We start from the raw sequence: 26,055 nt of genomic DNA, 5'->3' as shown, positions 1-26,055 counted from the left end.
ACGCCCGGACGCAACCCACCGCGGGAGGCTGCTGGCCGTGGGTTCCTGTCGTTCCCCGCCCCAGGTTCGCCCCTTCCGGCGTAGTGGGCTGCGTCACCGTCTGGTCTGATGGTCGTTGGCAGTTCCCACCGTTGCCTACTGCCTCCCGGGAGCACCCATGCGGCCTTATCATCTGCGCCTGGCTATCGCTGTGACGGCGTCGGTCGTCGGCGGCCTGCTGAGCCCCGCCGTCGCCGCGGCGACCCCGGCCCCGCCTCCCGCCCCGAGTCCGGGGGTGGGGCTCACGCAGAGGTGCGGAGGGACGTCGTGGTGGGCAGGGACGACGACCGTCTGCGACGGCACGGTGGTCTACCGGGACTACGTCAACGACGACCACGGCGCCGACACCGGAGGCATCGGATACAACGGCACCCAGCGGGCCTTCGGCACCCTGGCGCACCCGGCCGGCGACCAGCGCTACGCCGAAGACCGGATCAGCGTGGCCGACCTGGTGCGGCTGGAGCTGTCCCGGCACGGGAACCGGATCAATGTCGCCGCCGAGACCGCCGCGCTGTACCGACCAGATGACACCGTCCTCGCGCTGGCCATCGACACCGACGGCGACCCGATGACCGGTGGCGGCACCTGGGGCGAGCTCGACGTGCGCAGCGACGGGTGGGACCGCCTGGTCGTCCTCGACCGCGGCGACCCGGACAGCAATACCCTGCGCGGCTCGTTCCCACTTCCCACCGCCCCCCGTTGGCGGGTGCAGGCGGTCACCGCGGACGCCGCCGCCGGCACCGTCATGAACGTCGCATTCCGGGGGCCCGATGAGGAGGCCCAGTACACGCTGGCCTACGCCGCCCCGTCGGAGCACCCGCCGAGCGGGCAAGGTGCCTGGTTCGAAGACCGGCAGGCGGCCGCACTGACCTCCGGCGACGTCTCCGCCTTTGGCTACACCGTCAGCACCGAGGACCTGCGCCGCGGCGTGACCCGGGAGCCAGGCATGCACGAGCGGGTCTACACCTCCGACTACACGGTGCCGGCCGTCTCCGGGCCGCCGACGGAGAGCATGAGCTACACGGGCGTGCCGGGGCGGGGCAGCGGCGGGTCGACATCGGCTTTCGCCCAGGTGTTCAACCTGCTGGGCCGGTATCAGCCCTACGGCGTCTACGTGCCCGCGTCGGTCACCAGCGGCAGCTACGGCCTGCAGATGGAGTGGCATGGCAGCAACCAGGGCATGGTCGCGCAGATCAACCAGCCGGGCATGCAGCAGCGTTTCGGTGAGGAGCTGGGCCGGCTGCTGGTCACACCGGAGGCGCGGGGGCCGAACGGCTACGGCTCGGACGTGAGCGAGCGAGACCTGCTCGATGTCATGGCCGACGTCCAGCAGGCCCTGCCGGTCGACCCCGACCGCGTCTTCTCCAGCGGCTACAGCCAGGGCGGTTACATCACTTTCCGCATGGCGATGCTTTTTCCCGATCGGTTCGCCGGGTTCACCGGCTGGGTGCCCTTCACCGGCAACGACACCAACGGCACCCCGGTCGAGGGCACCGTGGACGTCACCGCCGGCGCCGTCGGCAACATGATCGACTTTGCCGGCAACGCCCGGCACGTGCCCGGCTCGATGCTGTTCGGCGCCGCCGATGAGCTGGTGCAGGCGCCCAGCGCCGAGGCGATGCGGGCCGCGTTCGCCGACGCGGGCGGTTCCTACCGGTGGTGGCAGCACACCGCGGCTGACCACTTCACCTTCATCCTCCACGACGACTGGCGGAAGGAGGCCGCCTACTCGGCGAGCCAGCGGCTGGTCCACGACCCGGCCCGGGTCACCTTCCGCACGGCCACGTTCCTCGACGCCCCGGAGTACGGCATCCGACACGACGCGGCGTATTGGGTGAGCGGCATCCGGCCGCGGACCGAGCAGTACGCCGACACCGATCTGACCTCCTCCGGCTGCGGTATCCCGGTCGTCACCGCCACACCCATCCCCGGCGCCGGCCCCGACCCGGTGCCCTATGTCCAGGACGGCCGGGACGTCACGGTCACCCGTGGCCCAGCGGCCGCCCGGCTCGAGGGAACGCTGGCCAATGTTGCCGAGCTACAGGTCGACACCCAGCGGACCTGCCTCACCGGGGCCTTCACCTACGAGCTGACCAGCGACGGCCCGGCAACGCTCACCCTCTCCGACGGGCGGGTCCTACGGCTGACGGCGGGGGTGAACCGCGGCAGCCTTCCCGCGCCGAGGTGAACGACCGGCCCCACTCCCGGCGTCACCCCCCTCCGCGACGTCGACCGCCCCGGCGAGGTGACCAGGGTCCACGCCAGGCAAGGACAACGGCGTCCGGGACAGCCTTCAACTACGACCTGTGCCGGGCTGTCTTACACCTCCACCGAGGCCCGGGCACGCCAGACCCGGGCGCGGGTGAGGATGTCGCGGATGAAGCTCCGTCGTTCGTTCAGGCGGGCACGCCGTCGGCCGCGCGGCGGATGGTGGCGACGTCGATGCGGCGCATCTGCAGCATCGCCTGGGTCGCCCGCTGGGCGCGACCGGAGTCTGGATCGCTCAACAGGCTCATCAGCTCGGTGGGGATGACCTGCCAGGAGACGCCGAAGCGGTCCTTGAGCCAGCCGCACATGCTCTCCTCCCCGCCGTCGGTGAGCCGATCCCAGTAGTGGTCGGCCTCCTCCTGGTCGGCGCACATGATCTGGAAGGAGATGGCCTCGCTGTGCGGGAACTGCGGGCCGCCGTTGAGAGCGACGTACTCCTGCCCGTCGAGGGTGAAACTCACCGTCATCGCCGTTCCCTCGGGCATCGGCATGTCGGGGCCGTAGCGCGAGACGGCGCCGATCGAGGAGTTCGGGAAGATCGAGGTGTAGTGCGCGGCCGCCTCCTCGGCCTGGCCGTCGAACCACAGGCACGGGATCTGCTGGGGCATCGCTGGTCCTCCTTCGCGCACCGGCCGATTGCCGGTGTCGGTGGGTAGACCGGGCCGGACCGGCGGACTCATCGGCCGCCGGCCGCTGCGTGTCGCCGGGTGATCGTTTAGCTGTCCGCCGGGCCCGGGCACATCCCTCCGGTCAGTACCGCCGACGATCGAGGAGTTTCCATGGCCCGCTCCACCCGTCCCCGCCTGGTTCGCGCGACCGCGGCCGCGTTCGCCATCGCCGCTGCGTCCTTCACGACCGCCGCCTGCGGGGAGGACGTCGTCGACGACGGCGTCGAGCAGAACGTCGAGGAAGGCGTCGACCAGATCGAGGAAGAGGTCGAGGACGCCACCGACGACCAGTGATCGAGGAGGGCTGACTCCCTATGTCTCGCCCGGAGCCCTTCGCCTCGCCACCTGGCCGACGAGCCGGCACGGCAGAGATCCCGTGAGCCTCGCCAGGGCGCCTTCCGCCGATGCGCCGGGACCGGTCACCGGCCGGAGCTGCCGGGGCTGGAGTGCCAGAGCTTCCGGGGCGGCCCCGACGCGGCCCGCCGCGCGGCGACCTTGGTCTCGTCGCCGGCGGGCTTGATGTCGGCGTACGGCGACATCCGGAACCCGGTCGGGTGGACGAGCACCGGCCGCACCATCACCGGCCGGGAGTTCCGGGACGCGGCGGCTCCGGCGATCGCCTGCTCGGTGTACTCCCCCGGCGCCGCCATCAGCTCGGCGACCGACTCCAGCCCGCCGGCCTCCCACGCCTCGTGCAACGCCGGCAACTCCCAGGCCCCGGTGGCCCGCAGCGACATCCCGCGCGGCCCGGTGCGGCGCAGCACCCCCCGGATCACCAGCAGCCACGAGTGGAAGACCGTCGCGGCGTAGGGGCCCTGGGCGTCTTCGAAGAAGGTCGAGTCGGTGCACCCGGAGCCGTCGTCGAGGGTCACGAAGACCACCCGCTTGCCGGAGCGGATCGGTGGCGTCTGCGTGGCCACCTTCACCCCGGCCACCAGCACCTCCGAGCCGCTGCGGCACCCGAGCAGCTCCCCGGCCGGGACCGCGCCGATCGCGGACAGGAACGGACGGTAGAAATCGATCACGTGCCGGCTGGCGTCCAGCCCGAGCACCTCCAGCTCCGCGCGCACCAGCTCCGCATCGGTGAACTCGGGCAGTCCGCTGCTCTCCGCCCAGGAGGGCCCGGCGGCCTGACCCTCGGACTCCTCTCCGGGGAATTCCATGCCGATCTGATCCAGGCCCAGCTGATCCGGGCCCGTCTGATCCAGCCCCATCAGGTCCAGGCTGAGCTGCCCGTCGGTGCCGGCCCGGGCACCGCTGCGGCTCCACCGGTCGAGCTCGCTGATCTGCAGCAACAGGTCCCGCCGGGTCACCTGCCGGCGCCGTCGGGTCGGCCGGCCGGCCTCGCGGTCGCGCATCCCGAAGCCGTAGAGGGAGTCGAACCCCCCGGCCAGCACCAGCCGCTCGACCACCGGCCGGGACACCGACGCCCGCGACCAGAAATCCGTCAGTGACCGATAGGGCTGCCCGGTCACGATGCGGGCCACCTCGTCGTCGGAGACGCCCTTCACGTCGGCCAGCGACAGCCGGATGCCGTACCGGGACGGGTCGGGCATCTCCGCGGGCATCCACTCCGGCCGCCGCCGGCCCTCCGAGCCAGAACTCTCACCTTCGAGTTCATCCTTAGACTCGCGCTCGTCCTCGCTGGACAGCCGTTCGACGCGGTAGCTGCCGGCCGAGGCGTTGACGTCGAGCCCCAGCACCCGGACGCCGAAGTTGCGGGCGTCGTCGAGGATCAACCGCTTCGGGTACATGCCCGGGTCGTGGGTGAGCACCCCGGCGAGGAAGGCCGCCGGGTGGTGGGTCTTCAGCCACGCCGACTGGTAGGTGGGCAGCGCGAACGCCGCGGCGTGCGCCTTGCAGAAGCCGAACGACCCGAAGGACGCCAGCACCTCCCACACCCGCTCGGCCACCTCCACCGGATAGCCGGCGGCCAACGCCCGGGGCACGAACCACGCCCGCACCTCGGGATGGGCGTCCTTCTCCCCCAGCGCGCGGCGCACCTCGTCGGCCTCGGCCAGCGTGCAGCCGGCCATCCGGGACACCACCTGCAGCACCTGCTCGTGGAAGACCACCACCCCGGCGGTCTCCGCCAGCGCGAACTCCAGGTCGGGGTGCGGGTACTGCGCGTCCCGCCAGCCGTTCCGGGCCATGAGGAACGGGGTGACCATGTCGCTCTTCACCGGCCCGGGCCGGAACAGCGAGATGTCGATGATGAGGTCCTCGAACGTCTGCGGCCCGAACTTGCCGACCAGCTCGCGCTGCCCCGGGGACTCGATCTGGAACATGCCGAGCGTGCGGGTGCTGCGGATCAGTTCGAACGTCGTCGGGTCGTCGCGCGGGACGGCGTCGATGTCGACGGTCTCGCCGTCGACCCGGGCCACCTCGTCGAGGGCGTGGGAGATCGCCGACTGCATCCGGATGCCGAGCAGGTCGAGCTTGAGCAGCCCGAGCTCCTCGACGTCGTCCTTGTCGAACTGGCTCATCGGATAGCCGAGGTAGCTGCTCTCCACCGGGGTGCGGTCCAGCAGCGTGGCATCGGAGAGCAGCACGCCGCAGGGGTGCAGCGCGATGTGCCGGGGCAGCCCGTCGAGCCGGGACACCAGGTCGAACAGCAGGTCCAGGTCGCCGGAGCCGCCGGCCCGCTTCGACCCCAGCCGGCTGGCCCGCAGCTCGGGCAGGTCGCGCAGCGCGGCGTGCACCTGGTTGGCCCGGATGTGCGGGAACGCCTTGGCGACGGCGTCGATCTCCGCCTGCGGCAGCCCCAGCGAGGCGCCGACGTCGCGGATCGCGTGCCGCACCCGGTAGGTGTCCATCATCGAGATGCAGCTGACCCGGTCGGCGCCGAACCGGTCGATGACCGCGTCGTAGACCTCCATCCGGCGGGCGGACTCCACGTCGATGTCGATGTCGGGCAGCTGGTGGCGCAACGGCGAGAGGAACCGCTCCATCAGCAGCCCGTACCGCAGCGGGTCGACGTCGGAGATGCCGAGCAGGTAGGTGACCAGGCTGCCGGCGCCCGACCCGCGCGCCGCCGCGCGAACCCTCAAGCTCTTGATGAGGTCGACCACGTCGGCGACGGTGAGGAAGTAGGACGGGTAGCCGAGCTGGTCGATCACCCCGAGCTCGTCGACCAGCCGCTGCCGCACCCGGGCGGTAGGTGCCATGCCCCGCCGGCCCAGCCCCGCCTCGCAGCGGGCCCGCAGCACCTGCGCCGGGCTCATCCCCCGTTCCGCCGGTGTGGTGACGACGTCCAGCTCGGGATACCGGACGCTGCCGATGCCGAGGTCGCCGGCGATGTCGACGGCGCACTGCTCGGCCAGCCGGGCGGTGCGCTCGAGCAGCCGCAGTGCGGCGTCCCGGTCGGGGCCGACGAGGTCCTCGGCGACCTCGGCCATCTCCTTGCCCGACTTCAGGTACCCCTCGGCCGTCGTGCGGTCGACGTGCCGTGCACCGAGCGGGACCAGCCGCCGGGCGGCGTCGAGCACGTCGGCGGTCGGCGCGTCCATGGCGTCGACGTACCGGACGGCGTTGCTGAGCACCACCGACACCTGCTGCGCGGCGGCGAAGCGCAGCATCGCCTGCGCCCGGGAGCGGTCCCCCCGGCCGCGGTGGTGCACGACCTCCAGCGCCAGCCGCGGACCGAAGACCGCACGCCAGGCGTCCAGCTGGTCGGCGGCCAGATCGGCCCGGCCGGCCAGCAGCGCCCGGCCCACCGGGGAGTCGGGGCCGAGCAGCGGTGTCAGCCCGGGAGCGTGCTCGGCGGCGATGGCCAGGGAGCTCACCGGTTCCCCGCGGGTGCCGCGCAGGTGGGTGGCGCTGGTGAGCCGGCACAGTGACCGCCAGCCGGCACCGTCCCGCGCCAGGAAGGTGACCCGGGGCAGCCGCGGGTCGACGCTCGCCCCACCGCGGGCGGGGGCCCGACGGGGCGACGCCGCGGCCCGCGCACGGGAGGGGCGCACTGCGGCGGGGTCCTCCCCGAGCACGTGCGCGAGCGCCGGCGGGACGCTGGTGCCCAGCGCCGGCGCCACCGCCAGGTCAACCCCGAAGACCGGGCGGACCCCGGCCGACCGGCAGGCCAGCGCGAACTTCACCGTGCCGTAGAGCCCGTCCCGGTCGGTCAGTGCCAGGGCCGGCATACCGTGCTCGGCGGCCCGGGCCACCAGGTCGGCCGGGTGGTTGGCCCCGTACCGCATGGAGTAGCCGGAGGCGACGTGCAGGTGGACGAAGGGGTCACTCACGCGGCTTCCTCGCTGGCGCTCGTCAACCGCGTGACCGTGACTGCTCTGTCTACCGGTGAGCTCGCAAGCTCGCTCACTTCCGGGATCCGGCGGACCGGGACGAGACGCCACCAACCACGTGCGGCCGCGGATAGCGGGGCGACTCGGGGAACGGTGTGCTGCCCAGTGCGGTCTCGACCACAGCGAGGAAGGCGCGGACGTCGCGGACGAGGTCGTCGGCCTCCCGCTCGGTGACCGACCGGGACAGCCCGGCCTCGGCCGCGGCGCGCTTGCTCGCGCCGGCGGCGAAGAAGGTGGCCCATTCCCCCAGCTCGGGTGCGACCTGCCCGAGCAGGACCCAGGCGCTGCGCGGACGGCGGCGCCCGCTCTCCGGCCGGGTGCGGGCGGCCAGCACCGCGGCTGCGGCACGCAGCGCCGCGAGGTGGGCGGTGGCGTATCGCTCCCGCGGATCGGGAGCCGCAGCGGCCTCGGTCAACCCCCGGTGCGCCTGGTCCAGCAGGGCTGCGGCAGCAGCGGGCAGCGCCGGGGGCAGTGGCAGTTGGTCGGCCGGCACGGCGCGGGCGGCGCCCATCAGTCGTGCACCCGCACGAGCCACCAACGGTTCCCCGAGGCGTCCCACGAGATGTCGTAGACCCCGGCGAAGCTCATCCGGGACCGTCCGGCCCGGACCGCCTCGACCCGCCAGACCTCCCGCGGCGCCACCAGATCGGCCGAGGCGCCTCCCCCGTCGGCGTCGCGAAGCCACCACGGCGTGGTCTCGATCCAGGAGTCGAGCAGCTCCCCCACCAGGTACCGGGACTGGCCGCGCCAGAACTGCACGGGCCCCAGCGGGCCCCGCTCGACCTGCACCTCCTCGCCGGCCCGACCGACGACCTCACCGAGCACCCGGCTCATGACAGCCTCCCCACGCCTCGCCCCGCGCGCACGCCCATCGCCACCCACCGGCGGGGAAGAGCCGGGACGAGCGGACCGGACGCCGTTCGAACGCTTGTTCGAACACTGTTCAGTAGACCCGAGCGCTCAGCCTTCGTCAAGCCACGCGACACCGTGTCCGCCACCGCGGCACGCGGCCAGTCACCACCGTGCCGTTGTCGACGGGGCTGCTCATCCCCCCGCGGGCCGCAGATACACCACTTCCCCGGCACTGGGCAGCGACGAGGTCTCAGCGGCGACGATCAACGCGTTGACCAGAGCGCCGACGAAGGCCCGATCCTGCGGAAAGGCATGCCCCGTCACCATGACCATCCCCGGATGCAGGCGCCCGTCGACCAGGGACTGCTGGTGCAGCCGTGCGAAGTCACCGATGTTGAGAGTCACGACGACGCGGCCGTCCTCACGAGCGACATCGAGGACGACGTCGTCGGGCAGGGCACGGAAGTCCGCCCGTTCGGCGACCGCGACCACGTCGAATCCCCGAGCGCGGAGTTCTCGCGCGACACGAGGTCCAATCATCTCGTCGAGCAGCAGCCTCACGGGCGGAGTAGCGATTCCGTCCGGTCAGCCGCGGCAGCCCGATCGGCCTCGGCCTGATCCGCGTAGGCCACCCGCGCGTCAACCTCCTCGGGGTACGCCCCCCAGTAGTCCAGCGCGATGCGGGTCATCCGGCGCGGAACGCCGGTGTTGTCCTGGAGCATGGTCAGCAGGTCGTCGTCGGACAGGTCTGGTTCTCCTGCACGCGCCGCCTTCACCGCCCGGATGATCTCCCAGACGTCCGGCCCGCCGACGACGGTCGCGCGGCGCCCTGCCGGCCCCTCCCTGAACAAGACACCCGGATGTTCGTCCATGCGAAGACCCTCATCGACATACCGCGCCGCAACCGCCGAACGAGTCAGACCCGGATGACGGGCGACGTAGAGCGACAGTCGCTCTGTCACGAGGTCATCGAACCGTATCGAAGTGGGCGTAGCCATGCACTACATCGTAAGTCCGCGTAGTGTGCCGGGCCCAGGACGTCTACTGCGCGGGCGATGACACCGCAGGCTCTGCGACAGCAGCTGGATGCTCGGCACGAGGCACAGCACGGTGCCGCCCGCGCCGACCAGGTCCTCGGCGATCCGCAGGCTGGTGAAGGTCTTGCCGGTCCCGCAGGCCATCACCAGCTGGCCACGGTCGCGTTCGGCGAGCCCGGCGCGGACGTCGTCGAGCGCCTTCCGTAGAACTTGCACTGGATCGCGGTCAGCCCGCCGTCGTCGGCGTTGGCGGCGACCAGGTCGATGCCGGTGTCCGGGCGGCCCTCGCGCCCCGGCCAGTCCGACCACAGCCACACGTCGGAGAACCGCGCCGTCCACTCGGGGTCGGTCCGCAGGTAAGCCCCGGAAGAGCTGCTCGAACGTGGTGCCCTTGTCGCACTCGTCGAGCGCCTCGTCGCGCAGCCGGTCCAGTACGGCGTGGATGGCCGCCGTCACGTCTCGCATCCTGCCCGACGGCCGCGCCGATGACCGGGACCGCAGGCATGCCCCCTCCCCTGGCCGGTGGCAGGATCGGTCCATGCCTCCGCCGGACCACCCACGGGTCACCGAGGTCGCGCAGCTGCTCCTCGCGGCCGGTGCCACCGGCCAGGTGCGCCATCTGCCCGACAGCGCCCGCACCGCCGCCGCAGCCGCCGCCCAGCTCGGCGTGCCGGTCGGCGCGATCGCCAACAGCCTGGTGTTCGACGTCGGCGGCACTCCCCTGCTGATCCTGACCAGCGGCGGCCACCGGGTGGACGAGGCCCGGGTGGCCGGGTTCCTCGGCGTGCCGACGCTCACCCGGGCGGACGCCGACTTCGTGCGGCGGCACACCGGCCAGCCCATCGGCGGCGTCGCGCCGATCGGGCACCCGGAGCCGATCGGCACGCTGGTCGACGTCGAGCTGGCCCGCCACGAGGAGGTGTGGGCGGCCGCCGGGCACCCGCACACGGTCTTCCCCACCAGCTACGACGAGCTGCTCCGGCTCACCGACGGCACCCCGGCCGAGGTGGGGGCCGCGACCGCCCCTCCGGCAGAGGTGTTCGCCCCGTGACCGACACCCGGCCCGCCACCCGCATCGTCGAGCTCCCGCCGCCGTGGATGCGCGAGCACATGCACGAGGTGCTCACCGTCTACGGCCTGGCGATGGGCTACGACTCCGGCGTCGTAGCCGGCCGATACGGCTACGCCATCCAGCACACCGAGCGGCCGGGTTTCCGCGCGGTGGGGGCCTTCGCACAGACCGGGACGGGTGGGGGCGAGACGGCCGAGCGCCTGGTCGGCTTCGGCTACGGCTACCTCGTCGCCCCCGGCCAGTGGTGGCACGACCAGGTGCGTGCCGCCCTGGACCGGCGGACGGCGAAGAAGTGGCTGCCCGGCGCCTTCGAGGTCTGCGAGCTGCACGTCCACCCCGACGCGCAGAGCCAGGGGCTCGGCCGGCGGCTGCTGCACGCGCTCGTCGAGGGGCTGCCGCACCCGGTGGCCCTGCTCTCCACCCCCGACGCCGACACCAAGGCCTTCCGGCTGTACCGCGCCGACGGGTTCGTCGATCTCGCCCGCGGCTACCACTTCCCCGGCGACTCCCGGCCGTTCGCCATCCTCGGCGCGAAGCTGCCGCTGCATCCACCCGCCCCCTCCGCGACGAACTCCCGGGCGTGACCCCACCCACTGCCCCGTCCGAGACCGTGGACGTCGTCGTCGTCGGTTCCGGCCACAACGGCCTCGTCGCCGCCTGCTATCTCGCCCGCGAAGGCCTCTCCGTCGAGGTCGTCGAATCCGACGAGGTCCTCGGCGGGGCGGTCTCCACCGTCGAACGCTGGCCCGGGGTGCGGGTCGACCGCGGCTCCAGCGCGCACGTCATCGTCCGGCACAGCGGCATCGTCGAGGAGCTGGACCTCGCCACCCACGGGCTCCACTACATCGACTGCGATCCCTGGGGCTTCGCCCCTGCGCCCGTTCCCGGCGACGCCGGACCCGACGGCCGCCCGCTGGTCTTCTCCGTCGACCTGGACGCCACCTGCGCCTCGATCGAGGCGGCCTGCGGACCCGCCGACGCCGCCGCCTACCGTCGGTTCGTCGAGGTCTGGCAGCCGCGCAGCCGCGCCGTCGTCGCCTCGTTCGGCCGGGCGCCGTCGGCCGGCGGCCTGCTGCGCTCCTTCTGGCCGCTCGGCGCGCCAGCCGAGGGCCGCGCCCGCACCCCCGGCGGCGAGCTCGCCGTCGACTTCCTCGGCTCGGGGGACGCGCTGCTGGACCGCTGGTTCACCAGCGAGCGGCTCAAGGCGGCGCTGGCCTGGTTCGGCGCCCAGTCCGGTCCGCCGATGTCCGAGCCCGGCACCGCGGCGATGGTCGGCTGGGTGGCGCTGCTGCACGACGTCCCGCCCGGTCACCCCGTCGGCGGCTCCGGCGGGCTGACGCAGGCGCTGCGGCGGCGGCTGGAGTCCGACGGCGGCCGGGTCGTGCTCGGCGACGGCGCGGCACGGCTGCTGCTGGAGGACGGCCGGGTGGCCGGGGTGGAGACGCGGTCCGGCCGGGTGGTCCGCGCGCCGGCGGTGGTGGCGGCCTGCCACATCGGCGTCACCCGCGAGCTGGCCGGCGACGCCGCTCCCCCGGTGCTGGCCGACGCCGCGCCGCCGATCGGCAACGGCTTCGGCCTGGTCGTGCGCGCCCTGACCGACGCACCGCCGTCGTACCCGGGGGTCGCCGCGGCCGACGCCCTGCAGGGCCTCCAGCTGCTCTGCACCGACCGCGGGCAGCTGGCCGCCGCGCACGGCGACTGGGGGGCCGGCCGGGTTCCCCGCGAGCCGGTGCCGCTGGCCATGTCGTTCTCCGCGAGCGACGACACCCTCGCCCCGCCCGGGCAGCACGTGGTCACCATCTGGGGCCAGTGGTACCCGTACGCGCTGGCCGACGGCGGTGACTGGGACGCCCTGGCCGACACCGAGGCCCGGCGGCTCGTCGCGGCCGTCGACCGCTACGCCCCCGGCTTCGCGGCCTCGGTCCGCGAGATGTACGTGCAGACCCCGCTGGCCCTGGAACGCGAACTGTCCCTGCCGCGTGGCAACGTGATGCACGTGGAGATGGGGCTGGCCAGCATGTTCGCCTTCCGGCCGGCCCCCGGGCTGTCCGGCTACCGCGTCCCCGGCCTGCGCGGGCTCTACCTCGCCGGCGCGTCCACGCACCCCGGCGGCGGGGTCTCCGGCAACTCGGGCCGGACGGCGGCACGGACCGTGCTGGCCGAACGCCGGGCGCTGCCCCGCGCCCGCGCCGCGGCGCGGCGGGCCCTGCGCCGGTGACGGACCGGGGCGGGGGAATGACGGCCGCGGCCACCCACCTGGCGATTCCGCCGCTGCGCCGGGCGGTCCCCCTGGTGCTGGCCGGTGCGCTGGTGGCGACGGCGATCGCCTACCCGCTGAGCTCCGGAGCGGCCCGGGACGTCGTCTCGTGGACCATCGTGCTGCTGGGCTCGGCGCTGTCCGTGGCGCACGCCGGCCTGAGCCGCGGGGCCCGCACCGGTGCCGGGGTGTTCGCGCTGGTGGCCCTCACCGCCGTCGTCTTCGAGTCGATCGGCCTGGCCACCGGCCATCCCTACGGGACCTACACCTACAGCGACACGCTCGGCCCCACCCTGCTGGGCGTGCCGTTCCTGGTGCCGCTGGCCTGGCTGATGATGGCCTGGCCGAGCTGGCTGCTGGGCGAGCTGCTGGCCCGCCCGGTCCGCGCACCGTTCCGGGGGGCGGCCCGCATCGCCTGGGCGGCCACGGTCTTCGCCGCGTGGGACGTCGTCCTGGACCCGCAGTTGGTCCAGGCCGGCTACTGGACCTGGGCCGACCCCACTCCGGGCCTGCCCGGGATCGACACCGTGCCGCTGACCAACCTCGCCGGTTGGCTGGTGGCGGGTGCGGTGCTCATGACCCTGCTCGACGTGCTCGTCGGGCGGACCCGGGCCGACCGCTTCCCACGGGTGGGCCCGGTCGCCCCGCTGTTCGCGCTGGGATGGATGACCCTCGGCGGTGCCCTGGCGCACGCCACCTGGCTGGGTCTCCCCGGGTCGGCCGCCTGGGGCGCGGGGCTCGGGGCGGCCGTGCTGGTCGTCCTCGTGGTGCAGCACCGGCGCGCGGGGCGCCCGTGAGCGGGCGCCTGCTCCGCACCCTGACCGGCCTCGCCGTCGCCGGCGCCGCGCACGCTGCGGTCAACGCCGCACTGCTGCGCCGGCCTCCTGCGGGCCCGCCGGCGGTCAGCCGTCAGGTCACCGTCGTGCTCCCCGTGCGCGACGAGGCGCACCAGGTGGCGGGGTGCCTCGCCGCCCTGCTCGACCAGCGGGGCATCGACCGGTTCCAGGTGGTGGTCGTCGATGACGGCTCCACCGACGGCACGGCCGACGTCGTCCGTGCGGTGCACGACCGGCGGGTCCGCTTCGTGACCGCTCCCCCGCCACCGCCCGGATGGCTCGGCAAGCCGCACGCGTGCGCGGTCGGTGCTGCCGCCGCGGGAGGCAGTGCCGGGGACGACGTCCTGGTGTTCGTCGATGCCGACGTCCGGCTCTTCCCCGATGCGATCGCCGCCGCGGTGGCGGCACTCGACGCGCACGGGCTGGACCTGGTCTCCCCCTGGCCCCGGCCGCTGGCCGAGGGCCTGGCCGAGCGCCTGGTGCAGCCGCTCGCCCCGTGGCTCTGGACGACGACGCTGCCGCTGCGCCTGGCCGAGCGCTCGCCGCGGCCGTCCCTGGCTGCCGCCAACGGCCAGTTCCTCGTCGTGCGGCGGGACGCCTACGAGGGCGCGGGCGGGCACGGGGCCGTGCGGGGCGAGGTGCTCGAGGACATCGCGCTGCTCCGGGCGGTGAAGCGGGCCGGCGGGCGCGGCGGGCCGATCGACGGCTCACGGCTCGCCGCCTGCCGGATGTACGAGGGCTGGCCGGCGCTCCGGGACGGCTACGCGAAGTCGCTGTGGGCCTCGGTCGGCGGGCGGCCCGCCGCGAGCGTCGCCGCGGCTGCCGGCCTCACCGCCGTCTGGGTGGTGCCGCCGGTCGCGGCGCTCTTCGGCTCGCGGGCCGGGCTGGTCGGCTGGCTCGCGGGTGCGGCGGGCCGCGCCGCCGCGGCGGCGGCGACCGGCGGCCGGATCTGGCCCGACACCCTGGCCCATCCGGTGTCGATGCTCGTGTTCGACGCGCTGATGGCCCGGTCGGTCCTCGGCCATCGGCGCGGCACCCTCACCTGGCGGGATCGGCCCCTGTAGGCCGTCCCGCCGGCTCCCCCGCCACGGTCCGGACGATCTCACGCGCCGCGGCACGGCCTTCGGGAGCGGGGACCAGTGGGTAGACGTGGACGGCGCCCTCACAGGTCACGAGGCGGAGGCGGGCACCGTCGGCCGTAGCGCGATCCCCGAGGAGGAGGGCATCGGGCAGGCAGATGTCGCGGGTGCCGACGTAGAGGTCGATCGGCGCGAGGCCGGCGAGCGATCCGTTGAGCGGGCTGAGCCGTGGACGGGTCGGGTCGTCGCCTCCGGCCCACGCCCGCGCCGCCTCGTGCAGCCCGGCCGTGCTCAGCCACGGGTCGCGCGACTCGACGGCAGGGAGGTCGGGGTTGCTCAGGGTCAGATCGAGCCACGGGGCGATGAGCACCAGCCGGCCCGGCTGCGGCAGCCCGACGTCGCCGAGGGTCTGCGCCAGCCCGAGCGCCAGCCCCCCGCCCGCCGAATCGCCCACCATGCTGATCGCGGGCGCTTCCACGTCGGCCACGAGCTGTCGGTAGACCTCGGTCAGGAACGGATACGCGTCCAGGTAGGTGTGCTGCGGGGCGAGGCCGTAGCTGGGCACCTCCACGCGCACGCCCGCATCGGCCATCCGCGAGATCAGCGTCCAGTGCTGCGGGGCGATCTCGTTGATGTAGGCGCCACCGTGGAGGTAGATCGCGGCGCGTCCGGCAGGCCGGTCCCGAGGAGCCACCGTGTGGCAGTCGAAGCCGCCGATCCGGCGGGTGCTGACCACATGCCGCTTGCGCAGCTTCGCGGGCGGCTCGGACGGACCCTTCGGCTCCGCAACCCGTGCGCGTCCCCGTTCGGCCGTGGCCATCCGCGGCTTGTAGGCCAGGCGCAGGACCGCGGCGATCACCTTCATCTGCATGCTGCTCATCTGGGGATCCCTCTCCCGTCGTCCGGCGGCTCGCGACACCCTAGAGAGCGGCGCCCGCCCCGCCTGCGCACCGGAGGCCGTACTCGGCGACGATGGGCCGGTGACCACCCCCGAGCAGCCCCGGCCACGTACGTCCTTCGACCCCGCGGCGATGGGCACCGGCGCGTTCTACCGCGTGCTCAACTCCGTCGTGGTGCCCCGCCCGATCGCCTGGGTGTGCAGCCGCTCGGCCGACGGCGTGCACAACCTGGCCCCGCACTCCTTCTACACCGTCGCCTGCGTCGACCCGCCGATCGTGCAGTTCACCTCGGTGGGGCGGAAGGACTCGCTGCGGAACGTGGAGGCCACCGGCGAGTTCACGGTGAACCTGACCCCTGAGCCGCTGTTCGAGCAGGTCAACGCGACCGGCACCGACTTCCCGCCGCACACCAGCGAGGCCGAGCAGGCCGGGGTGCGGCTGGAGCCGGCCGAGAAGGTGTCGGCGCTCCGGGTGGCGGAGTCCCCGGTCAGCATCGAGTGCGAGCTGCACGCCACGCTGCGGCTCGGTGACAGCACCGTGGTGCTGGGCCGTGTCGTCCACATCAGCGTCTGGACCTCGGCGGTCCGCGACGGCCGGCCGCGGATCGAGGAGCTGCGCCCGCTGGCGCGGCTGGGTGGCAACGAGTGGACGACGATCGGCGAGGTCCGCGAGATCGCCCGCACCCCGTACCAGCAGTGGGAGGCCGATCCCTCGATAGGCGAACGACTCCGTCGGCAGTAGCTCCCGCGAGGATCAGGGAACCTGATCCTGGCCGGGCTCAGGCGGGCAGGTGGGCCGCTACCTCGTCGGCCGCCTCGGCGCCGAATGCCTCGGTGAAGCGGGCCAGGAAGCTCTCCCGCGGCAGGTCGTACTCCTGCGTCCCGATCACCTCGACGGCGGCGGTGGCGACGGCGGAGCCCAGCTGCGTCGACCGTTCCAGGCCCAGCCCCCACATCCGGCCGGCGATGAACCCGGCGCGCAGGGCGTCGCCGCCGCCAGTGGGCTCGACCGGCTTGGTCTCCGGCACCGCGATCACCGACAGCGGCTCCTCGCCGGCCCGCCGGACGAGGACACCGTCGGCGGCACGGGTGGTCACCCAGGTGCCGATCCGGACCAGGACCTCCTCGGCCGTCCAGCCGGTCTTCTGCAGCAGCAGGTGGGACTCGTACTCGTTGGTGAAGAGCAGGTCCGCACCGTCGACGAGGTTCCGGATCATCTCGCCGTCGGCCCAGGCCAGCTGCTGGCTGGGGTCGGCCGCGAAGGCGTAGCCGCGGTCCCGGCACTCCTGGGTGTGGCGGACCATCGCGGTGGGGTCGTTGGGCCCGACGACGACGAGGCCGGGGGCGCCGATGCGGTCGGCGACCGGCGCCAGCTCGATCTGCGAGGCCTCGGCCATCGCGCCCGAGTAGAAGGAGGCGATCTGGTTGTTCGCCTCGTCGGTGGTGCACACGAAGCGGGCGGTGTGCTTGAGCTCCGACCAGCGGACGCTGCGGGTGTCCACGCCGTGCCGGGTCAGCCAGGCGTCGTAGTCGGCGAAGTCGTTGCCGACCGAGCCCACCAGCACCGGCGAGAGGCCGAGCAGCCCGAGACCGTAGGCCATGTTCGCCCCGGCGCCGCCCCGGTGCTGCACCAGGTCGTCGACGAGGAAGGAGAGCGAGACGTTCTCCATCTGGCCCTCGACGAACTGCTCGGTGAAGCGACCCGGGAAGGTCATCAGGTGGTCGGTGGCGATGGAGCCGGTGACGACGACGGGCACGGAGACTCCTCGGGGGCTGGGATCGGGCATCGCACACCCTAGGTTCCGTGCCGACGCCCCGCCGTCCCGAGGGCCACGGCGGCTCCGGAAGACCCGGTCAGTCCGGCCCGGGGACCGGAACCCGGCCCGGGCCGGCCAGCTCGCCGCGCAGCCACCGTCCCAACTGCGCCGTGCCCAGGGCACCGAGCAGCACGCCGACCGCCGCCCCGGTGGTGACCACCAGGCTCGCACCGTCCACGCCGGCCACCTCGATGCCCGAGACCACCCCCGCGCCGACGAGGGCGAGCGCTGTCATGGCCACCCGGGTCGGCCGCTCCCACAGCGAGATGGGCCCCGTCCGGTGCACGCCGGCCTGCCCGGCGCGGGCTCGCAGGTAGTCGGGGAGCCAGCACAGGGCCCCGAAGCACACGGCCAGCCAGCCGGGGGTTCCGGCAGCCCACAGCGCCGCCGCATAGGCGGCCTCGGTCAGCCGGTCGACGACGGAGTCGAGCACGAACCCGCGCTGCGAGGCCCGCCCGGTGCCGATGGCGAGCGCACCGTCGAGGCTGTCGAGCAGGCCCGAGAGCCCGACGAGCAGCCCGGCCACGACCAGCCAGGTGCCGCCCGCAGCGGCCGGCGGCACCGCGGCCGCGGCGACCACCGCTCCGGCCGCGGTCACGGCGACCGGTGGCAGCACGGCGAGCGGCCGGGCCAGCGTGTGCGCCAGCGACAGCCAGCCCCGCACGAGCGGCGCCTGCGTGTCGGCGCCGCCGTGCCACCGCGACCAGGCATCGAGGTACTCCTCGCGACTGAGCACCGCGCCCCCTCCCGGCCGTCCGGTCCGCACCAGGGACAGTAGGGCCATGCCCGCCGCCTCCCCGATGCGACGCCTCCTCCTGGTCCTCCTCACGGTGGCAGTGCTGGACGCGGCGGTTCTCGCCGCCGTCGTCCTCACCCGCGACGACGGTACGGCGGCGCCGGCCGCTGCTCCCACCGCCGGGGAGGAACCCGGACCCGTGCTGATCGTGCCCGGGTACGGCGGCAACACCGCGATGCTGGAGCCGCTGGCCGACCGGCTGCGCAGCACCGGCCGGGACGCCACGGTGGTGGCACTGCCCGACGGCGGGACCGGCGACCTGCACGGGGCAGCCGGCGCCCTCGACGCAGCAGCGACGGCGGCGCTCGAGCGCACGGGAGCCGACAGCGTCGACGTCGTCGGCTACTCCGCCGGTGGTCTGACCGCCCGGCTGTGGATCGCCGACGGTCATGCCGACGTGGCGCGCCGGGTGGTCACCCTCGGCTCCCCGCACCACGGCACCGGTATCGCCTCGCTCGCCGGCACCTACGCCCCCGAGCGGTGCCCGGAGGCCTGCCGCCAGATGGTCCCGGACAGCGAGCTGCTGGCCGGCCTGAACACCGACGAGACCCCGGAGGGGGTCGAGTGGGTGTCGGTCTGGACGACGCAGGACGCGGTGGTCACCCCGCCGGACTCCGCCCGCCTCGACGGCGCCCTGAACCTGACCGTGCAGTCCGTGTGCGCCGAGCGCCAGGTCGACCACCGGCAGCTGCCCGGCGACCCGGTCGCCCAGGGCATCGTCGAAGCCCTGCTGGAAGCCGGGGACCCGGTCGCCCTCGGCTCCGACGACTGCGCCCGGCTGGGCGGCTGAGCGGTCGCCTGCCCCGCGACTGCACCGGTCGCGCCGACCGGCCTACCGAATGCCGTCCCAGAGCGCTCGCTGCTCGGGACGCGGGTCGGGGACCACTGCGCTGAGTTGCCCGAACGCCTGCACGGGCCGGGTGGCCGCGTCGTAGTCCGGCCACCCGGGGTCGCCGGTCCGCACGAACGCCACCCACGCGGCGTGCACGGTGTCGGCCAGGTCCTGCGGTGCTGCCGGCCCGGCCAGCGGCTCCACTCCCTCACTCGCCAGCGTGTCGAACACGAAGGCGAGTTCCAGCGCGTGGCAGGCCCCGAGCCGGCCGTCGAACTGCGGGCTCGGCCAGGTGAACTCGTACATGAACGTCCGCCCCGGTGCGCCGGTCCGCGCCTCCGCGAGACGGACCGCCGGGATCCGGAAGAACCAGTCGGTGGCCGCCTTGACGAGCAGGTCGCCAGGTGTCGCAGACGGCGCATCGGCCCGGTAGGCGTCGATCGCGGCATCCGCAGGCACGCCGTAGCCGGCCAGCACCAGCCGCAGCAGGTCCTCGTTCACCAGGTCGACCAGCCCGTTGGGCACCAGGAAGAGGGTGTGCTCGTCGGTGTTGGTGCCGACCAGGAGGTCGACGTCGGCACCGGCGCCGGCCGCCACCGCGGTGATCGGCAGGGACGGCAGGACGTCGCCGTCGATCACGGGCTCGAAGACCATCGAGTTCACCGCGATCTCGCCCCAGCGCGCCGGGTCGCGCATCGTGGCCGCTTCCTGCGACAGCGCCACCTGTGCGGCCAGCAGCTCGTCGAGCGGCACGGCGGTCAGCGCTTCCCGGGTCAGCGGCACGCCGAGCCGCTCTGCCAGGTAGCCGGCCACCCGTCTCGCCGTCTCCGACGACAGGGCGTGGTGCCCGGCTCCGCTCTGCGCCACGGCCCGGTGGAACAGCCCGGCCGCACGCGGCATGGACAGCAGCGAGGTCACGCTGAATGCGCCCGCCGACTCCCCGGCGATCGTCACCCGGCCCGGATCGCCGCCGAACGCGGCGATGTTGTCGCGCACCCACTCCAGCGCCGCGAGCTGGTCGAGCAGCCCGCGGTTGGCCGGGCCGTCGTCGTCGAAGTGCAGGAACCCGTCGACGCCCAGCCGGTAGTTGATCGTCACGAGCACCACGCCGTCCCGGGCGAAGGCGGTTCCGTCGTACTGCGGCACGGCGCCCGAGCCGTTGACGAACGCGCCACCGTGGATCCACACGAGCACCGGGAGCCCGCTGGCCGAGGGGTCCGGCGTCCAGACGTTGAGGTTGAGCACGTCCTCGCCCGGCACCACCGGTTCGGGCAGCAGCAGGTGGACCGGGGCGGGGTAGGGCGGTTTCGGGGCGGTCGGGCCGTAGGCGGTGCAGTCGCGGACGCCGTCCCACCGCGGGGCGGGCGCCGGCGCGGCGAAACGCAGGCGACCGAACGGTGGCGCGGCGTACGGGATGCCCTTGAAGGCGACGGCGGGCCCGACGGCGCTGCCGCGGACCGCCCCTGACGTGGTCTCGACCTCGAGCTGCATGCCCCGGGTCTATCGGACCAGCGCCCGGACGTCGACCCGGGTCGATGTCGAGTGCTTACCCCTGCCAGGCCTGCTCGGACTGCTGCTCGTAGTGCTCGGTGGTCCGGGCGAGAGCGGCGCACACCTCGGCGACGGTCTCGAACAACGCCTGCGCCTTCGGGTCGTCGATCTTGCCGACGTCCTCGCGGGCATGCTGGACGACGTCGTCGAGCATGCCCCGCAGCTTGATGGTGTGGTGGCGGGGGTCGTTCTCGTCGTACCGGTCGCGCTCGGCCATCGTCGTGATCCTCTCTCTCGGTGGGCGGGCTGTGCTCCTGCCTTCCCGCCCGCTGTGATCACCACGCATCCACGGGCAGTGCCTGGACGAAAGCGGCCCTCAGCGAGCGCTGGTCGTGCTCACCCACCGCCCGATCTTCGCGTCACCCGGTATTGCGCGGGGAAGTAGGACAAGGTCGGGTCATGCGCATGACGAGCAAGGGCCAGGTGACCATCCCCCGCGCGATCCGGGATCGGTTCGGGTTCCTGCCGGGGGCGGAGGTCGAGTTCGTCGCCGTGGACGGGGTGATCACCCTCGTCAAGGCCGAGACCGCCCGCCTCGATCAGGCGGACCGGGCCCTCGCCGCACTCGAAGGCTCCGCCGGGGCAGGCATGACGACGGACGAGATCATGACCCTCACGCGCGGCTGACCCGACCGATCTGGCCTGCCTCGTCGAGTTCGACGTCCTGCTGGACATTGCCTGGAGGGACCGCGAGTCCGTCGCCGTCGCTGTCCTCCCCACGCCGCACGCTCACCCGAGGTCTCCCAGTCGTCCTACGCCTCGACGTACGCCTGTTCGAGATCGGTCGGCCAGCGATTCGACGTCATATGGGCTTCGTCGTCCTCACCGGTCGTAGACCTCGCGGCGGTGGCCAAGAGTGATGACGACGACCACCAGTACGTCATCGTGGACCGCGTAGATGACGCGGTAGTCGCCAACCCGGCTGCGGAAACCGGGCCGTCCGGCCAGCGCACGGGCGGCGGGAGGGCGGGGATCCTGGGCCAACAGTGCGATCGCGCCTTGGATGCGCGGCCGGACGGAGGGATCCAGCTTGCGGAGGACTCGGGCGGCGGCTGGCCGGACCTCGATCCGGTAGGTGTTCGGGGGCTCGCTCACGTCCAGCCGAGATCCACCTTGACCTGGTCCCAAGGGATGTTCGGACCCTCTTCTGCCATGGCTACATCGAAGGCGGCAACGTCCTCGGACTCCTCCAGGGCATCCATCAACTGCTCGTAGCGCTCGGGGCTGAGTAGCACCGCGGCAGGCCGCCCGTAACGCTCGAGGAACACGGCTTCGGTGCGCGACAGTGCGACCGCCTCGGGCAGGTTTTCCCGAGCCGCGCTGATGTTCATCTTTGCCACGACGCACGATCGTACGAGTTGGACACGGTTTAGTACAGAACACTCGTGCAGCACGCGAACAGCCGGATGCCCCGACAGCCGCAGGACTCACGCCGACCGGGCGCCTGACCCGCCAGGGCCACGTCGTCAGGTAGACCCTTAGAGCGCGGGCAAGGTCGCGCTGATCGACGCCCGCGGCGAGTGGTCGAAGATGCGGAAGTCCTCGGGCGACAAGCGCAAGTACCTGGACGACGCGCACATCGACGAGGTCACCCGGCTCTACTCCGACGTGCTGGAGCTGGCCGACGCCGACGAGCGGGTGAAGGTCATCGACGACGACACCTTCGGCTTCCGCCGGATCACCGTGGAGCGACCGCTGCGCCGCCGCTGGACGGTGACCCAGAAGACGGTCGAGGCCGTGCGCGCGGCCAGGTCGGCCTTTCGCCGGCGCTCAAGAAGGCGGTGCTGGGCGCGGCCGCGGTGGCCGACCCGGAGGCGCCGGTGGTGACCGACAAGAAGGGCCAGCCGCTCCCCGATCCCGACCTGCGCGACAACGAGAACGTGCCGCTCACCGAAGACGTGGACGAGTACGTCACCCGCGACCGACGCGCTCAAGGCGTTCGTCCGGGCGTACGCGCTCCTCGGCCAGGTCATGAAATTCAGCGACGACGAGCTGGAGAGCCTGTACCTCTACGGAAAACTGCTGCTGGCCAAGCTGAAGGAGCCCACCGGCGGCGGTGGCTCGATCGACCTCGGCGACACCGCGCTGGAGTTCCTCGGCCACCAGGCCGGGGTGCAGACCAGCGGCAGCAACATCCCCGGCGAGAGCAGCGGCGAGATCGAGAGCTTCACCGGCGAGGGCCGCGGCGGAACCGTCGAGGAGGCGCTGATGGTCAAGCTCTCCGAGCTCATCGACACGTTCAACGCCGCGCACGGCATCGACCTCAGCCAGGCCGAGAGCCTGCTCATCTACGTCGGCGTACCCAGCCACCTGTCCGACGACGAGGACGTGCAGCAGCGGGCGGCGGACAACACCGAGGAACAGTTCTCCCTGACCATCCGGAAGGACGACATCGCCGGCGCCCTCTTCCAGAACCAGGAGAGCTCCAACAAGTTGCTGAATGCGCTGCTGGAGAACGAGACCTTCGCCGACGCCGTCCAGAAGATCATCAGCACCGAGACGTGGAAGGCCGCTCGTCGCAAGCACGAGGGGAAGGCCGCGTGACGACCGACGGGCCGCTCTGGCCGAAGCGCTACCTAACCGATGGGCCAGATCGTCGTCGCACCGCTTGCCCGAACGGTCCCGAGGCGGCGCCGTGCCGATCGATCAGCTTGGCTACAACAGCGCGGCGCGGACTGGAGGCGGCTCACCCGTGAGCAACAGTGGGCGATCAGTGTCGTCCTGTGGGTCGTCTTCACAGGGTCCACCCGAGCGCAGGGTGGCTCTTCATCGCCGGCGCCATCACATTTCTCCGCGTAACGCGCCGGTCAGGCCACCAGCAGCCATCGCCCCTGACTCCACCGTCGTCCCCAGAAGCGAGCCTCACGGCATGGGGCACGACCGAGGCACGCGTCGCCGGCGTCGCCAGCCGGGCGTGGTCGGAGACGGTGCACGAGTCGGCCTGGTCGTCCCCTTCCTGGCTTCCAGCCGCGCGGCCTTCGACGGGCGAGCAGAGGTCGACCAGATCACCGACCTGGCACTGCGGATCCGCAATGCCCGCAAGGCACTCGGTTCCCGTCCGGAGGGACCTGCCGCCGAGTACTGGCAGCGCCAGCAGGAAGCGCTCGAGAACACCGCCCGACAGCTGGGCTACCGGGCTGACGCGCTCATCCGCTACCGAGACCAGATGGCGCAGTTGTCCGCCGAACTGCAGCACCTCGCCGAACTCGAGCGGCTCGAGCGCAGCGCCACCGAGATCGACGAGCTCACCGCGGAGACGGCACACCCCTCGGGTCGGGGTGACCCCGGCATGCAATCGCTTCCCGAGGAGATCTCCGGCATCCGGCTGGCGATGACGGAGCTGCTGGACCTGATGACCCGCACCCGAGCACCACTCAGCCAGCCGCCCGACCCGGTGCCGGGCACGCAGTGACCGCACTGGCGCGGCACGACCACTGAGCAGCGAATTCCTGCCAATCCGCCTTGCACTCCTGGTTTGCCGAACGTATGTTCGAAGCATGGCGGACGCCGACGCGGTGAGCGACTGGTACACGACCGCCCGCGCCCGGGCGGTGGCCGCGGGACGACGGCGCCGCGCGGCCGAGGCGTCCACCGAGTGGCCGGAATTCACCCCGCCGGTGGGTCTGGCCGGGGGTCCGCTCGGCGCGGTGCAGGCCGCTGACCGCGAGTTCGCTCGGCAGACCGCGCTGCGCGCCCGCGCGGTGGCCACCTTCGCCGCGGACCGGCCCGCCGACGGTGACCGCGCGCAGGGCGAGCCAGGCGCGATGAGTCCGGAGCGGTGGGCCGCGCGCCCCGAGGTGCTGCGCGGGGTGAGCGAGTGGGCGACGCAGGAACTCGTGATCGCCCTCTCGGTCTCCGCCGAGGCCGCCCAGAAGGAGCTCACCCGGTCGGTGACCCTCGTGGAGCGGCTGCCCGGCACCCTGGCCGCCCTGGAGGCCGGGGCGCTGCACCCGGGGCACCTGTGGTCGATGCTGGAGAAGGTCGCCCCGATCGCCGATGACCGCGTGCGCGCCGAGGTCGAGGCCGAGCTGCTGCGCTGGGCCGCGGGTCGGGTCGTGACGCCGGCACAGCTGAACGACAAGGCGCGCAGGGAGGTCATCAGGCGTGACGCGCGAGCCGCGGCTCGCAACCTGCAGAAGGCGCTGAGAGAACGCGGCATCACGATCCGCCCCGGCACCGTCGAGGGCATGGCGGCCCTGACGGTGGTCACCACCCTTCCCGAGGCGCAAGCGCTGTACCGGGCACTGGCAGCATGCGCGGAAACCCTGGACGGCGACGACGATCCACGCACGCGGGGCCAGAAGATGGTCGACTGCCTGCTCGACCTGGTGCTGCGGCCCGGAGAGACCGACCTGCCGCCGGTGCAGGTGCTGCTCACCGTCGTTGCGTCGCTGGCCACCCTCGCCGGCGGGGACGGTCCCGGCGAGATCGACGGTCAGCTGGTGCCGGCCGAGATGGTCCGTCAGTTCCTGGGCGCACTCACCGGTCGGCAGGCGGGTTCCGACGGCGCGGATCCGGCCCGGCAGCAGCCGCCCGGCTCGATGTCATGGCAGGAGGAGGAGCAGGCCGAGCTGGAGCGGTGGCTGGCCGAGACGGAGCGCCGGCTGCTCAGCGGCGAACTGGTCGACCCTGATCCCGACGGCAACGGCGATCTCGCCCTTCTCCCGGACGTCGGCGACGACCTCCACGGCGACATCGCCCCCACCTGCGACCTGCCGCCGAATCACGAGCCGGAGGTCGGCCTCGAGGTCGCCCGTACCGACGCCGGCACGGACGCCACCGCGGCCCCCGGGCGCGGACGGCGCAACGCACCACCGCAGGCATCGGCGGGACCGGGCGAGCGGCACGGTGACCCCCCGGTGCCACCACCGGACGGCATCTCTCCGGACGCCGACAACCCCCCGGAGGAAACCCCCACTCCGGCCGGGCCGGTACCGGCCGGGCCGATACCGCCCGGGCCGGCGGCGACCGCGCCGGGAACCGGGTGGTGGATGCTGGCCGACGAGGCGGTCGAGGCCGCCGGTCTCGCCGTGCTGCGAGCGCAGCAGGAACTCTCCCGCGCCCGTCGGCTCGTCCGCACCGCGGCCACGGCCGACGCCGCCGACGAAGCCGACTGGCAGGCGGGCCCCGGCGGACGGCTCACCGGAGCGGAGGACTCCCTGGCCGCGCTGCGGTCGGCGTCCGAGACCCACCGGGCGTGGCTTGCCGACCTGCTGGAGAGCACCGGTGGAGGCGGGCTGGCCGATCGACCGCGGATCGCACTGACCGACGCGTTGTCCGGCACCCTGCTCGCCCTGACGGATCTGCCGCGCCTGCGTCGCACGGGCAGCTGCGGCCGCTCGGCCTGCCGTCGTGACGCCGGCCGGTGCGGCCACGACCTCTCCGACCGGCCCGGCCTCGGCGCCCCGGGGCCGAGCACCGGCTACCGCCCCTCGGCGGAGCTGGATCGGTGGGTGCGCGCCCGGGATCGACGCTGCAGGTTCCCCGGCTGTCGTCGACGGGTGCCCCGCGGTGGCGAGCTCGATCACCACCGGCCGTACCCGGCCGGCCCCACCAGTGCCGGTAACCTGGTCGGCTACTGCACCACCGACCACCGCGGCAAGCACCAGGCTCCGGGCTGGCGGCACGACCTCGGCACCGACGGCACGCTCACCGTCACCACACCCAGCGGTCTGGTCGCCACCACCTCGCCGCCGCCGTACTGAGCGCCCGCCACGCACTTCGGCACCGGGTGTCGGCGACCGGGCGCCGG

29 protein-coding genes are annotated in these 26,055 nt (G+C 73.3%); 14 read left to right on the top strand and 15 right to left on the bottom strand.

The genetic code is table 11. From position 1 onward, the window contains the following. The first annotated feature begins 190 nt into the window (after positions 1 to 190). Positions 191 to 2,227, top strand: a complete 2,037-nt coding sequence (locus QOZ86_RS05640) for an alpha/beta hydrolase family protein (protein ID WP_284490983.1) — start codon at positions 191 to 193, stop codon at positions 2,225 to 2,227. A 208-nt stretch (positions 2,228 to 2,435) separates the two neighbouring features. Here the strand turns inward: QOZ86_RS05640 and QOZ86_RS05635 are convergent, their stop codons facing one another. Continuing rightward, on the bottom strand, positions 2,436 to 2,915 hold the full coding sequence (locus tag QOZ86_RS05635; protein WP_284490982.1) for a VOC family protein: 480 nt from the start codon (positions 2,913 to 2,915) through the stop codon (positions 2,436 to 2,438). Between the two features lie 171 nt (positions 2,916 to 3,086). Between QOZ86_RS05635 and QOZ86_RS05630 the strand changes: the two genes are divergently transcribed. After that, positions 3,087 to 3,269, top strand: coding sequence for a hypothetical protein (locus tag QOZ86_RS05630; protein ID WP_284490981.1), 183 nt, complete (start codon positions 3,087 to 3,089; stop codon positions 3,267 to 3,269). Positions 3,270 to 3,394: 125 nt separating this feature from the next. Here the strand turns inward: QOZ86_RS05630 and QOZ86_RS05625 are convergent, their stop codons facing one another. From QOZ86_RS05625 to QOZ86_RS05595, 7 genes are all read right to left on the bottom strand, one after another. Beyond that, positions 3,395 to 7,216: a DNA polymerase III subunit alpha gene (locus QOZ86_RS05625; RefSeq protein ID WP_284490980.1), complete on the bottom strand. Its 3,822-nt coding sequence runs from the start codon at positions 7,214 to 7,216 to the stop codon at positions 3,395 to 3,397. A gap of 73 nt (positions 7,217 to 7,289) precedes the next feature. Continuing rightward, on the bottom strand, positions 7,290 to 7,787 hold the full coding sequence (locus QOZ86_RS05620) for an SAV_6107 family HEPN domain-containing protein (RefSeq protein WP_284490979.1): 498 nt from the start codon (positions 7,785 to 7,787) through the stop codon (positions 7,290 to 7,292). Continuing rightward, positions 7,787 to 8,110 (bottom strand): DUF6504 family protein, encoded by a 324-nt coding sequence (locus tag QOZ86_RS05615; protein ID WP_284490978.1) that lies wholly within the window; start codon positions 8,108 to 8,110, stop codon positions 7,787 to 7,789. The genes QOZ86_RS05620 and QOZ86_RS05615 overlap by 1 nt, the downstream gene beginning before the upstream one ends. A gap of 210 nt (positions 8,111 to 8,320) precedes the next feature. Continuing rightward, positions 8,321 to 8,689 (bottom strand): DUF5615 family PIN-like protein, encoded by a 369-nt coding sequence (locus QOZ86_RS05610; protein WP_284490977.1) that lies wholly within the window; start codon positions 8,687 to 8,689, stop codon positions 8,321 to 8,323. After that, positions 8,686 to 9,126, bottom strand: a complete 441-nt coding sequence (locus tag QOZ86_RS05605; RefSeq protein ID WP_284490976.1) for a hypothetical protein — start codon at positions 9,124 to 9,126, stop codon at positions 8,686 to 8,688. The genes QOZ86_RS05610 and QOZ86_RS05605 overlap by 4 nt, the downstream gene beginning before the upstream one ends. Before the next feature lie 3 nt (positions 9,127 to 9,129). Next, positions 9,130 to 9,309, bottom strand: coding sequence for a DEAD/DEAH box helicase family protein (locus QOZ86_RS05600; protein WP_284490975.1), 180 nt, complete (start codon positions 9,307 to 9,309; stop codon positions 9,130 to 9,132). Continuing rightward, positions 9,309 to 9,482 (bottom strand): restriction endonuclease, encoded by a 174-nt coding sequence (locus tag QOZ86_RS05595; protein WP_284490974.1) that lies wholly within the window; start codon positions 9,480 to 9,482, stop codon positions 9,309 to 9,311. Before QOZ86_RS05595 ends, QOZ86_RS05600 begins: the two co-directional genes overlap by 1 nt. A gap of 221 nt (positions 9,483 to 9,703) precedes the next feature. On the opposite strand from QOZ86_RS05595, the gene QOZ86_RS05590 reads away from it, so the two are divergent. Genes QOZ86_RS05590 through QOZ86_RS05570 form a run of 5 tightly spaced genes read left to right on the top strand, consistent with a single transcriptional unit; the run spans position 9,704 to position 14,394 of the window. Beyond that, complete coding sequence (locus QOZ86_RS05590) at positions 9,704 to 10,216, top strand: YbaK/EbsC family protein (RefSeq protein WP_284490973.1); 513 nt, start codon at positions 9,704 to 9,706, stop codon at positions 10,214 to 10,216. Beyond that, positions 10,213 to 10,821, top strand: a complete 609-nt coding sequence (locus tag QOZ86_RS05585) for a GNAT family N-acetyltransferase (RefSeq protein ID WP_284490972.1) — start codon at positions 10,213 to 10,215, stop codon at positions 10,819 to 10,821. Before QOZ86_RS05590 ends, QOZ86_RS05585 begins: the two co-directional genes overlap by 4 nt. Continuing rightward, positions 10,818 to 12,455: a phytoene desaturase family protein gene (locus QOZ86_RS05580; protein ID WP_284490971.1), complete on the top strand. Its 1,638-nt coding sequence runs from the start codon at positions 10,818 to 10,820 to the stop codon at positions 12,453 to 12,455. The genes QOZ86_RS05585 and QOZ86_RS05580 overlap by 4 nt, the downstream gene beginning before the upstream one ends. Then, a complete protein-coding gene (locus tag QOZ86_RS05575; protein WP_284490970.1) occupies positions 12,452 to 13,291 on the top strand; it encodes a carotenoid biosynthesis protein in 840 nt (279 codons plus the stop codon). Before QOZ86_RS05580 ends, QOZ86_RS05575 begins: the two co-directional genes overlap by 4 nt. Then, on the top strand, positions 13,288 to 14,394 hold the full coding sequence (locus QOZ86_RS05570) for a glycosyltransferase family 2 protein (protein WP_284490969.1): 1,107 nt from the start codon (positions 13,288 to 13,290) through the stop codon (positions 14,392 to 14,394). The genes QOZ86_RS05575 and QOZ86_RS05570 overlap by 4 nt, the downstream gene beginning before the upstream one ends. Here QOZ86_RS05570 and QOZ86_RS05565 read toward each other — a convergent pair. Beyond that, positions 14,369 to 15,289, bottom strand: coding sequence for an alpha/beta hydrolase fold domain-containing protein (locus QOZ86_RS05565; protein WP_284490968.1), 921 nt, complete (start codon positions 15,287 to 15,289; stop codon positions 14,369 to 14,371). The two genes, QOZ86_RS05570 and QOZ86_RS05565, sit on opposite strands and share 26 nt — an antisense overlap. Before the next feature lie 100 nt (positions 15,290 to 15,389). Between QOZ86_RS05565 and QOZ86_RS05560 the strand changes: the two genes are divergently transcribed. Continuing rightward, positions 15,390 to 16,049: a flavin reductase family protein gene (locus QOZ86_RS05560; RefSeq protein WP_284490967.1), complete on the top strand. Its 660-nt coding sequence runs from the start codon at positions 15,390 to 15,392 to the stop codon at positions 16,047 to 16,049. Positions 16,050 to 16,086: 37 nt separating this feature from the next. Here QOZ86_RS05560 and QOZ86_RS05555 read toward each other — a convergent pair whose 3' ends face one another. Continuing rightward, the gene (locus QOZ86_RS05555; RefSeq protein WP_284490966.1) at positions 16,087 to 17,064 is read right to left on the bottom strand and encodes a carbohydrate kinase family protein; all 978 of its coding nucleotides are present in this window, start codon (positions 17,062 to 17,064) and stop codon (positions 16,087 to 16,089) included. Positions 17,065 to 17,161: 97 nt separating this feature from the next. Then, complete coding sequence (locus QOZ86_RS05550) at positions 17,162 to 17,908, bottom strand: CDP-alcohol phosphatidyltransferase family protein (protein WP_284490965.1); 747 nt, start codon at positions 17,906 to 17,908, stop codon at positions 17,162 to 17,164. Between QOZ86_RS05550 and QOZ86_RS05545 the strand changes: the two genes are divergently transcribed. After that, a complete protein-coding gene (locus QOZ86_RS05545) occupies positions 17,907 to 18,710 on the top strand; it encodes a lipase family alpha/beta hydrolase (protein ID WP_284490964.1) in 804 nt (267 codons plus the stop codon). The genes QOZ86_RS05550 and QOZ86_RS05545 overlap by 2 nt on opposite strands. A 42-nt stretch (positions 18,711 to 18,752) precedes the next feature. Here QOZ86_RS05545 and QOZ86_RS05540 read toward each other — a convergent pair whose 3' ends face one another. Both QOZ86_RS05540 and QOZ86_RS05535 read right to left on the bottom strand, forming a co-directional pair. After that, a complete protein-coding gene (locus QOZ86_RS05540; protein WP_284490963.1) occupies positions 18,753 to 20,243 on the bottom strand; it encodes a carboxylesterase/lipase family protein in 1,491 nt (496 codons plus the stop codon). A gap of 55 nt (positions 20,244 to 20,298) precedes the next feature. Continuing rightward, on the bottom strand, positions 20,299 to 20,520 hold the full coding sequence (locus QOZ86_RS05535; protein WP_284490962.1) for a hypothetical protein: 222 nt from the start codon (positions 20,518 to 20,520) through the stop codon (positions 20,299 to 20,301). A 182-nt stretch (positions 20,521 to 20,702) separates the two neighbouring features. Between QOZ86_RS05535 and QOZ86_RS05530 the strand changes: the two genes are divergently transcribed. Continuing rightward, positions 20,703 to 20,930 carry an AbrB/MazE/SpoVT family DNA-binding domain-containing protein gene (locus QOZ86_RS05530; protein ID WP_284490961.1) on the top strand — a complete coding sequence of 76 codons (228 nt, stop codon included), beginning with the start codon at positions 20,703 to 20,705 and terminating at the stop codon, positions 20,928 to 20,930. Positions 20,931 to 21,125: 195 nt separating this feature from the next. Here QOZ86_RS05530 and QOZ86_RS05525 read toward each other — a convergent pair whose 3' ends face one another. After that, positions 21,126 to 21,398, bottom strand: a complete 273-nt coding sequence (locus tag QOZ86_RS05525) for a type II toxin-antitoxin system RelE family toxin (protein ID WP_284490960.1) — start codon at positions 21,396 to 21,398, stop codon at positions 21,126 to 21,128. After that, positions 21,395 to 21,634, bottom strand: a complete 240-nt coding sequence (locus QOZ86_RS05520) for a type II toxin-antitoxin system Phd/YefM family antitoxin (protein ID WP_284490994.1) — start codon at positions 21,632 to 21,634, stop codon at positions 21,395 to 21,397. The genes QOZ86_RS05525 and QOZ86_RS05520 overlap by 4 nt, the downstream gene beginning before the upstream one ends. Before the next feature lie 199 nt (positions 21,635 to 21,833). Between QOZ86_RS05520 and QOZ86_RS05515 the strand changes: the two genes are divergently transcribed. The 4 genes from QOZ86_RS05515 to QOZ86_RS05500 all read left to right on the top strand — a co-directional run bounded on the left by QOZ86_RS05515 (position 21,834) and on the right by QOZ86_RS05500 (position 26,008). After that, positions 21,834 to 22,130: a hypothetical protein gene (locus QOZ86_RS05515; RefSeq protein ID WP_284490959.1), complete on the top strand. Its 297-nt coding sequence runs from the start codon at positions 21,834 to 21,836 to the stop codon at positions 22,128 to 22,130. 144 nt (positions 22,131 to 22,274) lie between these two features. Further along, on the top strand, positions 22,275 to 22,847 hold the full coding sequence (locus QOZ86_RS05510; protein ID WP_284490958.1) for a hypothetical protein: 573 nt from the start codon (positions 22,275 to 22,277) through the stop codon (positions 22,845 to 22,847). Positions 22,848 to 23,172: 325 nt separating this feature from the next. Continuing rightward, positions 23,173 to 23,715, top strand: a complete 543-nt coding sequence (locus tag QOZ86_RS05505; RefSeq protein WP_284490957.1) for a DUF3450 domain-containing protein — start codon at positions 23,173 to 23,175, stop codon at positions 23,713 to 23,715. Positions 23,716 to 23,800: 85 nt separating this feature from the next. Beyond that, complete coding sequence (locus QOZ86_RS05500) at positions 23,801 to 26,008, top strand: HNH endonuclease signature motif containing protein (RefSeq protein ID WP_284490956.1); 2,208 nt, start codon at positions 23,801 to 23,803, stop codon at positions 26,006 to 26,008. The last annotated feature ends 47 nt before the right edge of the window (positions 26,009 to 26,055 follow it).

Origin of the sequence: Blastococcus capsensis, from assembly GCF_030165005.1 — a bacterium.
Classification (GTDB): domain Bacteria; phylum Actinomycetota; class Actinomycetes; order Mycobacteriales; family Geodermatophilaceae; genus Blastococcus; species Blastococcus capsensis.
The sequence above is the reverse complement of the archived record's forward strand: the minus strand, read 5'-3'. Positions and strand labels throughout refer to the sequence as shown.

What these genes read in the sequence shown, in the direction of transcription:
- QOZ86_RS05635 (WP_284490982.1), bottom strand. Translation starts at nt 2,915, where the DNA reads ATGCCCCAGCAGATCCCGTGCCTGTGGTTCGACGGCCAGGCCGAGGAG.
- QOZ86_RS05630 (WP_284490981.1), top strand. Translation starts at nt 3,087, where the DNA reads ATGGCCCGCTCCACCCGTCCCCGCCTGGTTCGCGCGACCGCGGCCGCG.
- QOZ86_RS05620 (WP_284490979.1), bottom strand. Translation starts at nt 7,787, where the DNA reads ATGGGCGCCGCCCGCGCCGTGCCGGCCGACCAACTGCCACTGCCCCCG.
- QOZ86_RS05615 (WP_284490978.1), bottom strand. Translation starts at nt 8,110, where the DNA reads ATGAGCCGGGTGCTCGGTGAGGTCGTCGGTCGGGCCGGCGAGGAGGTG.
- QOZ86_RS05605 (WP_284490976.1), bottom strand. Translation starts at nt 9,126, where the DNA reads ATGGCTACGCCCACTTCGATACGGTTCGATGACCTCGTGACAGAGCGA.
- QOZ86_RS05600 (WP_284490975.1), bottom strand. Translation starts at nt 9,309, where the DNA reads ATGGCCTGCGGGACCGGCAAGACCTTCACCAGCCTGCGGATCGCCGAG.
- QOZ86_RS05590 (WP_284490973.1), top strand. Translation starts at nt 9,704, where the DNA reads ATGCCTCCGCCGGACCACCCACGGGTCACCGAGGTCGCGCAGCTGCTC.
- QOZ86_RS05565 (WP_284490968.1), bottom strand. Translation starts at nt 15,289, where the DNA reads ATGAGCAGCATGCAGATGAAGGTGATCGCCGCGGTCCTGCGCCTGGCC.
- QOZ86_RS05545 (WP_284490964.1), top strand. Translation starts at nt 17,907, where the DNA reads ATGCCCGCCGCCTCCCCGATGCGACGCCTCCTCCTGGTCCTCCTCACG.
- QOZ86_RS05550 (WP_284490965.1), bottom strand. Translation starts at nt 17,908, where the DNA reads ATGGCCCTACTGTCCCTGGTGCGGACCGGACGGCCGGGAGGGGGCGCG.
- QOZ86_RS05540 (WP_284490963.1), bottom strand. Translation starts at nt 20,243, where the DNA reads ATGCAGCTCGAGGTCGAGACCACGTCAGGGGCGGTCCGCGGCAGCGCC.
- QOZ86_RS05535 (WP_284490962.1), bottom strand. Translation starts at nt 20,520, where the DNA reads ATGGCCGAGCGCGACCGGTACGACGAGAACGACCCCCGCCACCACACC.
- QOZ86_RS05530 (WP_284490961.1), top strand. Translation starts at nt 20,703, where the DNA reads ATGCGCATGACGAGCAAGGGCCAGGTGACCATCCCCCGCGCGATCCGG.
- QOZ86_RS05520 (WP_284490994.1), bottom strand. Translation starts at nt 21,634, where the DNA reads ATGAACATCAGCGCGGCTCGGGAAAACCTGCCCGAGGCGGTCGCACTG.
- QOZ86_RS05515 (WP_284490959.1), top strand. Translation starts at nt 21,834, where the DNA reads ATGCGGAAGTCCTCGGGCGACAAGCGCAAGTACCTGGACGACGCGCAC.
- QOZ86_RS05510 (WP_284490958.1), top strand. Translation starts at nt 22,275, where the DNA reads ATGAAATTCAGCGACGACGAGCTGGAGAGCCTGTACCTCTACGGAAAA.
- QOZ86_RS05505 (WP_284490957.1), top strand. Translation starts at nt 23,173, where the DNA reads ATGGGGCACGACCGAGGCACGCGTCGCCGGCGTCGCCAGCCGGGCGTG.
- QOZ86_RS05500 (WP_284490956.1), top strand. Translation starts at nt 23,801, where the DNA reads ATGGCGGACGCCGACGCGGTGAGCGACTGGTACACGACCGCCCGCGCC.